Origin of the sequence: Kitasatospora sp. NPDC056446 (assembly GCF_042796115.1) — a bacterium.
GTDB lineage: Bacteria > Actinomycetota > Actinomycetes > Streptomycetales > Streptomycetaceae > Kitasatospora.
In genome coordinates this window covers 50229-63962 of record NZ_JBHTRF010000024.1, presented here as the reverse complement: position 1 = coordinate 63962, position 13734 = coordinate 50229, and the positions used below count along the sequence as shown (strand labels likewise).

Sequence of the window (13734 nt, the reverse complement as noted above, 5' to 3'; positions counted from 1 at the left end):
CGTGACTGGGCACCTTCCCCCCGACGTGGCCGAGGTGCTCCACGCCCTCCTCGACGACGACGACCCGGTTCACCTGGCGCTTCGCGCCCAGGTGCCCCATCTGCGCGTGCGAGAGCGTTGTACGTGCGGATGCGGTACGACCTACTTCGACCTCGACACAGCCGCAGTTCAGCCGGCGCCGTCCGGGCCGAGCACGGTGATGGCCGCCGAGGCACTGATCTACACCGAGAACGGCGACTGCCCCGGCGAAGTCCTGGCCTTTGCTCAGGCCGGCTACCTCTCTTGGCTGGAGGTCTGTTCCTGGAGCGACGACACCGAGGTCACCCTCGCGCTGGCCCAGCGAACGCTGCGCCGATGAGGTGTGTCCTCAGCGGTTGAGGAACGGTTGCCAGGGGTCGGGGAGGGGAGCGTTCGGGTCCTCGCCTTCGGTGGACAGACCGACGTAGGCGCGTAGAGCGGGGCGGGTACCGGGGAGGCCGTAGTGGGTGAACCGCTCATGGAGGTCCGAGCCGAACGGCCAGGACTGGAAGTTTGCGGCGGTCAGCAGCTCGGCCAGGACCCTCAGCAGCTTCCGGCGTCCAGGGGAGAGTTCGGCGAACACCGGTACGGTGTCCGTGGGTTCGAACAGGGCTTCCAGGAGGTTCCCGGCGAGGGCTGCCAGCGGGCGGGGCCCGACTCCGGTCTCCTTGATACGGGGCAGGGTGCGGGCGATCTCCAGGAGGATTCCGTCCGGATCCTCGGCGGCGTCCATCAGGTGCAGCAGGCTGCGGACGGTGTAGCTGTGCAGGTCCCCCGCGTTGTGGGCGGTGGCGGCGGCAGGGGCGGGTCCGGCGCGGAAGGCGGCCAGTTCGGCGGCGATGCGCTCCGCCGCCGGCAGGCCGGGGGCGGAGCCCGGGTGCGCGGCCAGCAGGCGGGTCAGGGCGGTGGCGGCGGCCCAGCGCGGCAGGGGATGCCCGTGGTCGAGGTGACGTCGGAGCCGGCCGTCGGGGTCGTGGTCGGCGAGCAGCCCGACCGCGACGAGGACCGTGGCGGCGCATGCCGGGTCCCGCTCGCCGTCGAGGCGGGCCAGCAAGGGAGGTGGCAGGCCTGGTCGGCATGCTTGCAGCGGTGCGCCCGATCGTGGAATGCCAGGAGGACGTCATGAACGCTCGTACGCGGGTGGAAACGATCCGGTGCGTCGCCGTGCCGGACTCCACGTGGGTGTTGTCGACTCGTCCTGGGGCGGTGTGGACAGCGGATGGAACCCCGAGATGCCCTGACGCCGGGGGCTGCTCACGAACCGTCGACGAGGTGAACCACCAGGCGCCGGCCACCACCAGGCAGCCGGCGCCTTCGTGTCCCGGCGACGCCGGATCACCTGTTGCGCCGACCCGCCGTCCGCGCCCGCCGCGACGCCGGTCCGGCAGGTGGACCCGGGCGACGAACTCGCGGCGGCCGCCGGCGATGAGCGGAGGCGTCGTCCCCTGCCGAGGGCGGTGGGGGACGACGCGCTTGAGCGGGTGCGGGGCCTATTGCGGTGCGTCCCTCAGGTCGGTGATCCGGCCGCCGCTGAGCGGGACCTGGTACCAGACGTCGATGGTCGAGCCGCCGAAGTGCTCGGTCACGACCACCGTCGCGTGTCCCGCTCCGCTGCCCTCGTACCGCACGTCCCGGCTCTGGGGGACGTTCTGTGCGCGGAACACCGGGTCCGCGTCGTTCGCCTCCGCCCACGCGTCGAGCCGGGCGTTGAGCTGGGGGGTGAGGAACTCGTTGCGGACCTCGGTCGGGTTCATGTTCGGATTCGTTCCGTTCACCGCCTCCAGGTACTGGTCGAAGAAGCGCGTCACCTGTGCCACCGGCTTCGACGCCCGCGTCTCAGCAACGGCGTTGGGTGCTGTCCGGTCCCCGGCTTGTGCGGGAGCGGACAGCAGGCCAGGTCCGGCCAGCAGTACCACGGCGCAGACTCCGACCACTGCGCCGCGGACCTTCGTACGGTGGGACATGTGACCTCCTCGACGATCTCGGCACTGACGAACTGTCAGCGCTCTGTCACTCGAAGTGAATCATCCGTGGAAGAACCATCGGTGCAGGCACGCACAAGGGCCCCCGCCCCCAGGTGAAGCTCCTCCAGAGCGTCGGGCGGCCTGGAACGCGACAGACTCCTCGGCGGCGATTCGCTCGGCGGCCCGCCGCGATGCCTGTTCCTCCTCCGCCACGGCGGTGGGCCACCGGCTCTCGCTGCTCGGTGGCCTCGCTGTGTGCTCGGCCGGGCCCGCGCCGGGTTGGTCAGGCCCCGGTGACCGTGGGGGCGGTGAGGGTGAGGGTGACGTTGGTGCCACTGTTGGGGGTGAATCCAGGACTGGCCCAGGCGTAGCGGGCGATCGGGCCGCCGATCGCGCCTGTGATCGGTTGGTGGGGGCGGTCAGCCGTACATCGCCGCGCGGTAGAGAGCCGCGAGCGCGTCGTCGATGGGGTGGGGCTGCGGCTTGCCGGAGGAGTCGAGGCTGTTCCACCTTTGCAGGTTCACTGCGATCGTCATCTGCCGCTTGCCGTCGGCCCGGGTCATGGCCAGCGCTCCACCACCCCAGACGGTGCCGCCGTGGCCCCAGAAGGCGCCCTGGCCGGGACCCTCCATCGGGTGGAGGCCGAGGCCGTAGTCGATGGTCCTTCCCTCTTGGGAGACGACCGGGACGGTGCGTTGCATCTGTGCCAGTGACGACGGGCTGACGATCTCGCCGGCCGGCAGCATGCCGTAGAAGCGGTTGAGGTCCGCGACGGTCGATGTCAGCGCGGCCGCCGGTCCCACCCATGACATGTCGTAGACGCTGTAGTCGCGCGGCGGGTCGATCATGCCGAACCACTCCTCGTAGAGCCGGGAGTGCGGCCCGTCGACGTACGGTCCGGCGGGGAATGCGGTGTCCCGGAGCCCGGCGCGCTCGATGACGTTCCGGGTGATGTACCGCTCGGCCGTGGTGCCGGTCACCTGTTCCAGGAGTTGGCCGAGGAGCAGGTAGTTGGTGTTGGAGTACACCCCCGGAGTGCCGCCCGGGGCGCCGACGGCGGGTGCGGTGACGCCCATCCCGATCAGTTCGGTGGGGTGGAACCGCGTGAACCGGTTGTCGTCCAGGCTCTGGGGTCCGGTGTCCGCGAGGGCGGGGAACGCCTTGAGGGAGGGGTAGGCGTACGGGAGGTACTCGGCGAGGCCGCTGGTGTGGTTCATCAGCATCCGGACCGTGATCGCGTCACCGCGTTCTCCGGGGACCAGCTTCGGAAGGTACCGGCCGATCGGTGTGTCGAGACCGATCTGACCGTTCTCGACCTGTTGCAGGACCGCGGCGGCGGTGAAGGTCTTGGTGATGCTGCCGACCCGGTGCCGCATGTCGGCGGTGACGGGGCGACCGGTGGTGACGTCGGCGACCCCGGCGGCGCCGCGCCAGACCTGGTCGCCGTCACGCACCTCGGCGAACAGGCCCGGCATCCCGGCGCGGTGGACATGTCCGATGGCGGCGTTCAGCGCCGTGGGATCGAGTGGGTTCTTCACGTCATGCGTCCTTTCGTATCCTCCGGGGTGAGCTCCCCATCGGTCGCCGGACCCGGATGACAGGGCACGAGCGGCATGTCGGCCCGCCTCCGTCGGGCCGTCCGCATGCCCATGTCCTCACTTGCACGCGGTGCGTGCAACACCAAGCGTCGTCTCGGGCGGGGAGGGGGAAGGGCCGGTCGGGTGGCAGGCCGAATGTCCGGTGGAGGGCTGTCAGGTGTCCGCGGGCGATGCGGGCATGGCGGGCGTGGCGGACGGCCCGGGCGAGCTGTTCGCCGTCCATCGCCCCAAGCCGTTCCCGTGCCCCGGCGGCTGGCCCGGGATCGATGCCCTCAAGCGGTTCCCGGGCCCGGGCGCCTTCGTGCTCCCCGGCCGGGTTCGGCGCGTTGGGCGTTGGTGGTTCCCTGCCGGCCGGCACAGCGTCCGCGACGTCGGGGACGAGCGGCAGGACCGTCCACCCGGACCTGCGCACCCGCCCGACGAGCCCCACCAGTGCCCCGGTGCGCCCGGGGCACCCCTCTACTCCTCCCGGGGCTCGGGAGGGCACCATCGCAGCGACGACAAGGAGGTCGGCATGGACCATGACGGAGGCCACGGCGGCGGAGGATCGGGCGGCGGTGGCGGCGAGGGGGACGGGCACCCGGGCACCCCGTGGACGCCACCGTCCGACCCGCCGTCCCCTGACGGCACCACCCCGCCCGGCGACGGGGGACACCGCAAGTGACGCTCGCACCCGAGCAGGAGGACCGCCCCGCGCCGGGGCGGTCCTTCCCCGTCGCCGACGCGTGGGTGTCGGCCTTCGACGCCGTCCCGCGCTCGCTGTTCCTGCCGGACCTGATCTGGGCCCACGACATGGCCACCGGGAAGAGCCGGCCCGTCGACCGCACCGCCGACGAGGCCGGCTGGTCGGCGGCGGCCGCCGCGGACGTCCCGATCGTCACCCAGTGGGACGACGGCGAGCACCAGGGGGGCGAGCCCGGCACGGTGCCCACCAGCTCCGCCTCGATGCCCTCCCTGGTCGCCTCCATGCTGGACGACCTTCAGGTGGAGCCGGGAATGCGGGTGCTGGAGCAGGGCACCGGCACCGGCTGGAACGCCGCGCTGCTCTCGCACCGGCTCGGCGACGCGAACGTGACCACGGTCGAGATCGACCCGCAGATCTGTGCCCGGGCCCGCACCGCACTCGGGCGGGCCGGCTACCGGCCGACCGTCGTCTGCGCGGACGGTGCGCTCGGCCACCCACCCGGCGCCCCGTACGACCGGATCACCGCGACCTACGGGCTGCGGGAGATCCCGCAGGCGTGGATCGCGCAGACCCGTCCTGGCGGGCTGATCCTGGCGCCGTTCGGCACCCACTACTCCAATGCCGACGCCCTGGTACGCCTCACCGTTCAGGCCGATGGCACCGCGAGCGGCCCGTTCCTCCAGCCGGTGGAGTTCATGAAGATGCGCTCCCAGCGGCTGCGATGGCCGCGGAACCCGGCTGACGGCGGCACGGTCGCCGAGCACACCGCCGCCGCCGTCCTGCCGCCGCACGGCAAGTTCGACCCGTTCCCGTTCGCTGCCGGGCTGCGCCTGCCCGATGTCGTCCACGCCGTCCAGCCGCACGACGACGGCGCCCGCACCCTGTGGCTCTACTCCCTGACCACGCCGGGCTGGTCGGCGACGACCTTCCGAGACGGTGAGGACGAGCACCAGGTCCGTCAGTACGGCGGCCGCCGGCTCTGGGACGACTTCGAGCCGGCCCTCGCCTGGTGGCACCGGGCGGGCGAGCCGGGCGTCGACCGGCTCGGACTCACCGTCACCCCGGACGGCTGGCACGCCTGGCTGGACGACCCTGCCCAGCTGATCTGACCGTCCGGTCCGGCGCCGTGAGCCCACCTCACGGCGCCGGAGCCCTTGCCGAACACCGCCCGCTCCGGCGGGCGCACAACGGGAAGGGGGAGCGTATGGAGCGCCGGCCGATGGAAATGGCCTCCGACGGTGAGCAGTGAGCACGCCGGCACGGGCCCTGTTTCATCTGCCGCCTGCTCCGCGTTCGCCGGCGCCGCCTCGGCACGCACATGGTCCTTGGCGATGCCGGGTGTTGCCGGCGGCTCCCGCTGCCAGGTGATGGCCGTGTCGGTGTCCGTCGCGGGTGCCGGGCCAGGGTGTCCATCGCGGGTGCCGGGCCGGGGCGCTGGTGGTGGGGTGTCACACGGGAGGAGGCGGCAGGACACGGAGCCCGATTGCCTCGGCTGCAATGGTCATGGCGGCGTCGAAGTACGCGGGGTGGTCCGTGATCACCTCGTTCAGGTGGCCGAACAGCTCGAAGCTGATCGTGCCGATCAGGGAGATCCACAGGGTGAGCGACCGTTCCACCAGGTCCGCGTACGGTTCGGCCGGTGCCCCGCCCGCGCTGTCGAGCACCTGCCGGGTGACGAGTCTCGGTCCGGGGAGCGGTTGCGCGGGGGGGCGCAGGAGGCCCGAGGCGTGTGCCTCGACGACGAGACCGGCCATCAGGCGGGTGACCCGGGTGGCGGGGTCGACCGTGTCGGTGGGGGCCTGGTAGCCGGGGACGGGCGAGCCGTAGACCAGGGCGAACTCGTGCGGGTGGGCCAGGGCCCACTGGCGGACCGCCCGGCATGCGGCAAGCCACCGGGTGCCCGGATCGGCGGGAGCGGCGGATGCCGCCCCTGACTCCGCGGCCGCTCCGAGCGCGTTGAACGCGTCGATGATCAGCGCCGTGAGCAGTGCGTCCCGGCTGGGGAAGTAGCGGTACAGCGCCGAGGAGGCCAGGCCCAGGTCACGCGCCACCGCGCGGAGCGACAACGCGGCCGCCCCGGTCCCGGCGAGCTGGCGAGTGGCGGCTTCCTTGATCGCGCGAGTGAGTTCGGCGCGGGCCAGCTGCCGCGCGGTCTGGGATGCCGTCATGCCGTCCATCCTGTCATTCAAGAGCAGTGCACACAAACGAGAGCACTGCTCTTGACTTCTCCCCGCCACTGCGAGAACACTCATCAACGAAGAGAGCACTGCTCTCTCAGTTCTCCGGGAGGACCTGCATGGCACGGCACATCGTCATCGGCAAGGGCCCCGTCGGCGCCACCACGGCCCGACTGCTCGACGAACAGGGTCACGAGGTCGTCGTCCTGAGTCGCTCCGGCGGCGACGGGAGTACGGCGCTCGACGTCACTGACACAGCGTCACTCCGGCAAGCCACCAAGGGCGCCGAGGTGATCTACAACTGCGCGAGCCCGCTGTACCACCGGTGGCCCACCGACTGGCCGCCGATCTCCGACGCCCTCCTCGACGCGGCGGAGGCCGCCGGCTCGGTGCTGGTGACGATGGGCAACCTGTACGGATACGGCCCCGTCGACGCCCCCATCACGGAGGACCTGCCGCTCGCGGGCACCGGTCCCAAGGCCCGGGTCCGCATCGGCATGTGGCGCGACGCGTTGGCCTGGCACCGGGCCGGCCGGATCCGCGTCGCCGAGGCGCGGGCCTCGGACTTCTTCGGGCCCGGCGTCACCGAGGCCGGCCACCTCGCCCAGCGGATGATGCCCGCGCTCCTGGCCGGCCGTGCCGTCAGGCTGATCGGCAACCCGGACGCACCGCACAGCTTCACCTACATCCCCGACATCGCCCGTGCGCTCGTACGGCTCGGTACCGACGAGCGGGCGTGGGGACGCGCCTGGCACGTTCCCACCGCCCCGCCGCTGTCGACCCGGGAGGCGGTCCGGCACCTGTGCCGGCTGGCCGGTCTGCCGCCGGCCAGGGTCGGCCGCATTCCCTGGTGGCCACTCCACCTGGTCGGCCTGGTCAACCCCATGCTCGGGGAACTGCGAGAGGTGCGGTACCAGTTCGACCGGCCGTTCGTGCTCGACTCCCAGGCGTACACCGCGACCTTCGGCGAGGTGTCGACCCCGATCGACGAGGCGCTGGGGGCGACCGTCGAGTGGTGGCGGGCGCGGCTCAGCCGGTAGCGCCACGTGCGCGGCATCGGCCGTCGGGCTGTGCGGACCCTGCCGCGAAGTCAGGAGCGGGCCGAAGCCGCGTGCAGCGAATCGACTCCGAGCACAGCGTGGCGCAGAGCAACGCGGTGCAGTCCACTCCCCGAGGAAACGATGACGATCCGCCTCTGGCACCGCCCGCTGGTACTGCTCGCCGCCGCCATGGCGGCCCTCGCCCTGGCATCCGCCGTCGGCCTCGCGGTCGACGACCGGATCCTGGTCGGGGAGCCGATCTGGCTGAAGCCCTTCAAGTTCTCCCTCTCCATCGCGGTCTACTCGGTGACCCTCGCGTGGATGCTGTCCCTGGGCGGCACGGCCCCCCGCTGGGTCCGGTGGCTCGGGACGACGATCGCCGCCGCCAACGTGATCGAGATGGTGGTCGTCGTCGGCCAGGTGCTCCGCGGCAGACAGAGCCACTTCAACGTCGCCACACCGCTGGACGCCGGCCTCTGGTTCGCGATGGCCGCCTCGATCGTCACCTTGTGGCTGGCCAACCTCTCCATCGCGGCCAGGTTGTTCCGCCAACGGACCGGCGACCGCGCGGCCACCTGGTCCGTCCGGCTCGGCCTGCTCCTCGCACTGGTGGGCATGGCACTCGGCTTCCTCATGACCGGCCCGACCCCTGCCCAACTCGGGGCCATGCGCAGCGGGGCCGCCGTGGGCATCGTGGGGGCACACAGCGTCGGCGTCGCCGACGACTCGCCCGGCATCGCCATCACCGGCTGGAGCAGCACCGGCGGCGACCTGCGCATCCCCCACTTCGTCGGCATGCACGCGCTGCAGGCCCTCCCGCTCTTCGCCTGGCTGCTGATCGCACAGTCCCGCCGGTTCCCGCGGTTGGCCGACGAGCGGACGCGACTGCGCCTGGTCCTGGTGGCGACCGGGACCTACGCGGGCGTGCTGGCGATCCTGACCTGGCAAGCCCTGCGCGGCCAGTCGCTCGTCCACCCCGACGGCGCGACCCTGACGGCCGTGGCCCTGCTGGCCGTCGGCATGGTGGCGTCCGTCGTGGTCTGACGCCCCGGCAGGGGGCCGCCGGATCCCGTTCCGGCTTCAGCGGTGCTGCCGGCTCCTGCGGTGGCGGCGGGCCGTCAGCATCAGGGCGCCCACGACGCCGAGGACGGCGAGGAACCCGGCCGCCTTCCAGCGCAGCCGGACGTGGTGGGCGGCCGGCGCCGCCACCGGTGCGGCGGGCGGCGCGGCAGCTGCGGGTGCCGCCGGGGGTGCCTCCGGGAGCGCGGGCGGTTGGGGGGCCGTCTGCTGTCGGGGGTGGAGGGGGACGGGGCCGAATGCGGCGGGTTCGGGGCCGAGGTCGATGCCGTACTGGAGGAACGTCGCCTTCTTCACCCGTTCGTCCTCGGCGACGGTGAGATGAAACGTGAGGCTGAATTCCTCGCCCGCGTCGATGGACCGGGGGGTCGTGCACAGCGCGCCGATCCGACCGCTGTACATCTCGGTACCCGAGTGGGTGACGCAGTTGTCCGGTACCTCGATCGCTTTCTCCCCGGTCCCGCCCGGGACCCAGATGAAATCGCCGTACTGCTGGGCGGGGCCGCTGGGGTCGTCCACGAACGGAACCGGGCCGAGGTTGCGGTAGGTGACGGTGAGGTCGCCGGTGAGGCCGTCCGGTGACGTGGGCTTCCAGGACGCCTCCATGGTGACATCGGCCTGTCCGCCGGCCACCTGGTAGGTCTTGACGGCGCCGAGGCCCGGCTGTGGGAGCCCGTCGATCCGGGTCAGCCCGAGGGGGCGGCCGGTGCCCTGCCGGAAGGCGTGCAGACTGCGCCAGTTGACGGCCTCCGGGCCCTCCTCGGCGCCGACGGTGAACGCTGCCCGGGAGGAGTCGACGGCAGCCGTCACCTCCAGGGGGAGAGGGTCGACGGTGTAGGCCTCGCCGGTCCGCACCGTCCGCTCGAAGGTGCAGATGGCGTGCATGGCGTCGGGCCGCTCGCCGGAGGCGGATGTGTCGTCGGGGAACGCGGCGTACTCGCAGTTGGAGTAGGTCTCGGCCGGGGCGAGCCCGTCCATGGTGGTGAACGTGAGGACGACCTTCCGCGCCGGGGCGGTGCCGGAGTTCTCGAAGGCGGGCCGCGGGGTGACGGTGCTCCCGGGCACGGCCGCCACCGGGGCCAGGGGGGTGAGCCGCAGGGCCGGACTGCTGTCGGCAGCCGTCAGGACGACGTCCTTGGTCACCGGGGCGAGGCCGTCGGCGACGGCGGTGACGTGAATGGTTCCGGAGAGACCGCTCTGGAGCGGGCTGGTGAGCGCCAGGGCCCGGGTGATCGCTCCGTCGCCGTCTCCCAGCGGGAAGGTCCCGTCGCTGAAGCCGGAGAGGGGTAGTTCCCGTCCGCTGCCCGGGGCGGTGACGGTCACCCCGGTTCCCTTGGTGTCGACGGTGATCCGGGCCTGCTTGAGCGCGCCGCCGCTGCGACTGACCTCGACGGGCAGGAGGGTACGGATGTTCACGCCGCTCGTCACCGCGAGCGTGGACGGCACGGTGAGGACCAGCCCGCCCGCCCCGTCCGCACGGGCGGGGGCGGGGACGACGCCCGGGCCGGCGGCGGCCAGCAGGCCCACCGCGGCGAGCACCCCGGTGACCATCCGGCTGCGCAGGCGGGCGCGCGGACGGGGCCGCCCCTGCCCCGGTGTTCCTCCGTGAACCGACATGTGATGATCACATCCGACCTGACGGGCATACGGGAAGTGAGCACGTCAGTCGTTCCGTGATCGTGACCTACCGTCCGGGGGCTCAGCGCGACGTCACCCGTCCTGCCTGCTCCTGCGGTGGCGGCGGGCCGTCCTGTCGGACCGGGACTGGGCGACGGTGGCGCCGATCCGGGGCCGGTCGGCCGGTGCGACCCCGGCGGGTCCCCGGAGTTTGCCCCCGACACTGCCCCTGCGGTCCTTGCGCGGTGTACGGCGTCCGCCGTAGACCGGCATGGACACACAACGACCGCGGTGCGAACCGCCCGTCCAGGAGGTGGATGTGCACGCGCATGACCCGAAACCGCGGAGCGAGTCCGAGCGCCGCGACCGCGGCCGATCGACCGCACAGCGCCAGTCCGCGCCGCCGGACCCCCGCTCGCTCGCCGCGCTGCAGCGCAGCATCGGCAACGCGGCCGTCGTCCAACTGCTCGGGCGGCAGCTGGAGTCGGAGGAGGCGCAGGTCCAGCGCTCGACGGTCCACCAGGTACTGCGGTCGCCGGGCCGTCCGCTGGCCGACGGCGTGCGGACGGAGATGGAGGCCCGCCTGGGCGCCGACTTCGGCAGCGTGCGGGTCCACGACGGCCCCGCCGCGGCCCGCTCGGCGGCCGAGATGAGCGCCCGCGCCTACACCTCCGGCGAGCACGTCGTGATCGGCCCCGGCGGCGGCGACAAGCACACGCTGGCCCACGAGTTGACCCATGTCATCCAGCAGCGGTCGGGTCCGGTGTCCGGTACCGACCACGGGGACGGGCTGTCGGTCAGCGACCCGGGCGACCGGTTCGAGCGCGCCGCCGAGGCGAACGCCGTCCGGGCGCTGAGCGGGCCCGTGCCCGAAGCCGCCGTCCAACGGACCGCCCTGCGACAGGCGGCCGTCCAGCGGGCCGCCGCCCACTCCCCGTCCGCGGTGCCGGAGCTGCCGGTGCAGCGGGCGTTCACCGGCGCTCCGTACGTCAACTACGGCGGGGTGAACGGCAACGGCGTCGGCACCACCATGCACGCCGAACTCTGGCCGGGGCAGCTCGGGAAGGGCTCGACACCCCAGGAGCAGCCGTCCTGGTGGCCCAAGGGCGGCGCGACCGGCACCTGGTTCCAGAACTTCATGGTGCAGGGACACCTGCTCAACCACAACGTCGGCGGCCCCGGCGTCATGAAGAACATGACTCCGATCACCGCGTCCGCGAACTCGGCGCACCACGCCAAGGTCGAGAAGAGGCTCAAGGACGAGGTGCTGAACAAGGGCCATGTGGTCGAGTACTACGTGGAGGCCGACTACGGCACCCACCCCGCCGCGAAGGACTTCAAGACCGGCGACGCCAACGTGGACGCCGACATCGACGCCAACTACGCCGCCAAGCTCGCCGGCACGATCCATGCCGAGTACACCATCTACGACACCACGGGCAAGGAACTGGGCGACGACGCCTGGCTGATCGAGAACAACCGACTGAAGAACTGACCGCACCCGCTGGCGCCGCCGGAGGCGCCGAAGGAGACGTACGCCCGTGATCGACCCCCGTGCCCGGCTGTCCGCGATGATCAGCGACCTGGAGCGCAACCCCCGCGTGGAGCTCCTGGAGGCCACCGTCGCGCCACCGACCCCGCCCGCCGACCTGGAGCTCGCCCTCCGCCTGGCCGACGGCCCCCTCCCGGCGGGCGTCGAGGCCTTCTACCGCGAGGTCGGCGCGGTCCGCCTGATCTGGCGGCACACCGTTCCCGAGCTCCTCAACCACAACCTCTCGGACCAGGGCCTGATCAACCTGCTGCCGTTGCGCCAGGTCCTCGGCGACTGGGAGGGCATCATCTGGCACTCGGCGGAAGACCAGGAGTTCCGCGCCGTCCGGCCCTTCGACCGGTTCGTCCCCGAGGCCTGCGCGGCGCTCCTCCCGCCGAACGACTCCGTCCACTACCACTACCTCGGCCAGGAGCTGTACGACACCGGGTACTCCTTCGACGCCTACCTGGACCGGCTGATCGCCTCCCGCGGCTTCTGGTACTGGCCGCAGACCCTCTGCCGGGGCCTGGAGGACAGCACGGAGGTCACCGCGTTCCGTCGGGTGATGCCGGCCGTCTTCCCGGACTACGACGACACCCTGTTCCACCCGGCGCAGCACTGAGCCGGCCCCCTTGGGGCCCGCCACGTCGGCCGGGCCCCAAGGGGCTGGCTCGGTCGGCGACATCGACCGGGCCGTCTCCGTCGACTCCACGACCGTGCGGGCCCACCGGCGCGTAGGCACGCCAGACGGAAGCTGAGCACACGCCAGGAGTGCCCCCTGACAGTGCCTTCAGTTCTCCGTACCCTGCGGCCCGTCAGCCGCAGCGAGCAAGAAGTCGGCGAAGTGCTCCGTCAGCGGCATGCCCGTCAGCGGCTCGAGGAACAGAAACTGCCCCTGCGGGTTCACCTCAAGCCAGACCGGTTGCCCTTCCGGCGTCAGCTTGAGGTCCACGACACCCATGCGTAGCCCCAGCCGACTCAGTACGGTGCCCACAAGTCGGCGCAGGTCCTCGGGAACAGGCCATGGGGATATCGGTACTTGGAGGTCGGGGCGCCAGTCGAGTTCGTCGGTCTCGATGAGTGCGGCGTACATGCGCTCGCCGAAGCAGTTGAGCCTGATGTGTCGAGTGCCCTCGATGTACTCCTGGTGGCGGGACACACCTCGAACGACGTCGCCGGGATCGATTCCGGATCGTCGATCCAACGCGTCCAGAGCGAGGGGCCACGGGCGCCGACGACGGGCTTGACGATGGTTCGCCCGACCTGCCGTGTGAACGCGATGACGTCCTCGCGTGACTGCGAGATCAGGGTGCGCGGCACCCTGAAGCCGGCCTCGCGCGCCACCGCGAGTTGGTACACCTTGTCGGCGGCGCGGTCGGTCGCTTCGGGCGGCGAGATCCACTGGCCGTGAAAGGAGGAGGCAAGGATGCCGCCAAGCGCACCACGGCAGTCGTTGTTGACGAGACTGCGCTCATGGGTGCTGCCCGCATGCGCAGCGATCTCCTGATCAGCCCTGGGTCGGCGCCACCACAGGACAACGGCCTCACTGGGAGCGACGACGAAACCCTCGGAGGTCAGGACGGTCGCCGTAGCGGTACCGGAGCCCACGTCCTCGTCGTCGCTGTGTGAGCGCCAGGACAGGGCCTGCCTGCCCCCGATCGTGTCGCACTCCACGATGTGGAACTGGGTGTGGCCTCGGCTACGCGCCGCATGCTGGACGGCAATGACGTGGAGGTCGTCGTGCACCGTGACAGCCAGGATCACGCCAGTCCACAATCGTCGGAGTGGCTTGCCTCGCCGTACGAGCACCCGGTCTCGGAAGCGGCCCCGGCGAGATTGTCGGCCACGATCTCGAGCCCGGTAGTCTGCCGGACCGCTTGTTCCCAGGCCCTGAGTTGTTCAGGGGTCTTCAAACGCACGTAGCTGTCCGGCTGCGCGCGGAACACGACGGGAGGCGGCATCTTGACGACGTCATCCCCATACGCAGCCATCGGATCGCCAAGCTTGAACTCGGCCATCGTTCTCAC

15 protein-coding genes are annotated in these 13734 nt (G+C 71.8%); 7 read left to right on the top strand and 8 right to left on the bottom strand.

What is annotated here, in order from left to right; genetic code table 11:
• The first annotated feature begins 1 nt into the window (after position 1).
• Positions 2 to 358, top strand: coding sequence for a hypothetical protein (locus ACFQ6N_RS17390; RefSeq protein WP_380649887.1), 357 nt, complete (start codon positions 2 to 4; stop codon positions 356 to 358).
• 9 nt (positions 359 to 367) lie between these two features.
• Here the strand turns inward: ACFQ6N_RS17390 and ACFQ6N_RS17385 are convergent, their stop codons facing one another.
• From ACFQ6N_RS17385 to ACFQ6N_RS17375, 3 genes are all read right to left on the bottom strand, one after another.
• Positions 368 to 1072: a hypothetical protein gene (locus ACFQ6N_RS17385; protein WP_380649886.1), complete on the bottom strand. Its 705-nt coding sequence runs from the start codon at positions 1070 to 1072 to the stop codon at positions 368 to 370.
• Positions 1073 to 1508: 436 nt separating this feature from the next.
• A complete protein-coding gene (locus ACFQ6N_RS17380; protein ID WP_380649885.1) occupies positions 1509 to 1982 on the bottom strand; it encodes a hypothetical protein in 474 nt (157 codons plus the stop codon).
• 419 nt (positions 1983 to 2401) lie between these two features.
• On the bottom strand, positions 2402 to 3520 hold the full coding sequence (locus ACFQ6N_RS17375; RefSeq protein WP_380649884.1) for a serine hydrolase domain-containing protein: 1119 nt from the start codon (positions 3518 to 3520) through the stop codon (positions 2402 to 2404).
• A gap of 574 nt (positions 3521 to 4094) precedes the next feature.
• On the opposite strand from ACFQ6N_RS17375, the gene ACFQ6N_RS17370 reads away from it, so the two are divergent.
• Complete coding sequence (locus ACFQ6N_RS17370) at positions 4095 to 4244, top strand: hypothetical protein (protein ID WP_380649883.1); 150 nt, start codon at positions 4095 to 4097, stop codon at positions 4242 to 4244.
• The gene (locus ACFQ6N_RS17365) at positions 4241 to 5374 is read left to right on the top strand and encodes a methyltransferase domain-containing protein (RefSeq protein ID WP_380649882.1); all 1134 of its coding nucleotides are present in this window, start codon (positions 4241 to 4243) and stop codon (positions 5372 to 5374) included. Before ACFQ6N_RS17370 ends, ACFQ6N_RS17365 begins: the two co-directional genes overlap by 4 nt.
• A 339-nt stretch (positions 5375 to 5713) precedes the next feature.
• Here the strand turns inward: ACFQ6N_RS17365 and ACFQ6N_RS17360 are convergent, their stop codons facing one another.
• Positions 5714 to 6433 carry a TetR/AcrR family transcriptional regulator gene (locus tag ACFQ6N_RS17360; protein WP_380649881.1) on the bottom strand — a complete coding sequence of 240 codons (720 nt, stop codon included), beginning with the start codon at positions 6431 to 6433 and terminating at the stop codon, positions 5714 to 5716.
• A gap of 128 nt (positions 6434 to 6561) precedes the next feature.
• Here ACFQ6N_RS17360 and ACFQ6N_RS17355 point away from each other — a divergent pair, with 128 nt between their 5' ends.
• Entirely contained in the window at positions 6562 to 7482 is a 921-nt protein-coding gene (locus ACFQ6N_RS17355; protein ID WP_380649880.1) for an NAD-dependent epimerase/dehydratase family protein, read from the top strand.
• 141 nt (positions 7483 to 7623) lie between these two features.
• A complete protein-coding gene (locus tag ACFQ6N_RS17350) occupies positions 7624 to 8526 on the top strand; it encodes a hypothetical protein (protein ID WP_380649879.1) in 903 nt (300 codons plus the stop codon).
• A gap of 36 nt (positions 8527 to 8562) precedes the next feature.
• On the opposite strand, the gene ACFQ6N_RS17345 is transcribed toward ACFQ6N_RS17350, so the two are convergent.
• Positions 8563 to 10176 (bottom strand): hypothetical protein, encoded by a 1614-nt coding sequence (locus ACFQ6N_RS17345; RefSeq protein WP_380649878.1) that lies wholly within the window; start codon positions 10174 to 10176, stop codon positions 8563 to 8565.
• 319 nt (positions 10177 to 10495) lie between these two features.
• Here ACFQ6N_RS17345 and ACFQ6N_RS17340 point away from each other — a divergent pair, with 319 nt between their 5' ends.
• Positions 10496 to 11671, top strand: a complete 1176-nt coding sequence (locus ACFQ6N_RS17340; protein ID WP_380649877.1) for a DUF4157 domain-containing protein — start codon at positions 10496 to 10498, stop codon at positions 11669 to 11671.
• A gap of 46 nt (positions 11672 to 11717) precedes the next feature.
• Positions 11718 to 12329 (top strand): hypothetical protein, encoded by a 612-nt coding sequence (locus ACFQ6N_RS17335; RefSeq protein WP_380649876.1) that lies wholly within the window; start codon positions 11718 to 11720, stop codon positions 12327 to 12329.
• A 168-nt stretch (positions 12330 to 12497) separates the two neighbouring features.
• Here ACFQ6N_RS17335 and ACFQ6N_RS17330 read toward each other — a convergent pair whose 3' ends face one another.
• From ACFQ6N_RS17330 to ACFQ6N_RS17320, 3 genes are read right to left on the bottom strand one after another with little or no spacing between them, the layout of a single operon-like run.
• Positions 12498 to 12659, bottom strand: a complete 162-nt coding sequence (locus ACFQ6N_RS17330) for a hypothetical protein (protein WP_380649875.1) — start codon at positions 12657 to 12659, stop codon at positions 12498 to 12500.
• A gap of 26 nt (positions 12660 to 12685) precedes the next feature.
• Positions 12686 to 13471 carry a hypothetical protein gene (locus ACFQ6N_RS17325; protein WP_380649874.1) on the bottom strand — a complete coding sequence of 262 codons (786 nt, stop codon included), beginning with the start codon at positions 13469 to 13471 and terminating at the stop codon, positions 12686 to 12688.
• A complete protein-coding gene (locus ACFQ6N_RS17320; protein WP_380649873.1) occupies positions 13468 to 13725 on the bottom strand; it encodes a hypothetical protein in 258 nt (85 codons plus the stop codon). Before ACFQ6N_RS17320 ends, ACFQ6N_RS17325 begins: the two co-directional genes overlap by 4 nt.
• Positions 13726 to 13734: the final 9 nt, after the last annotated feature.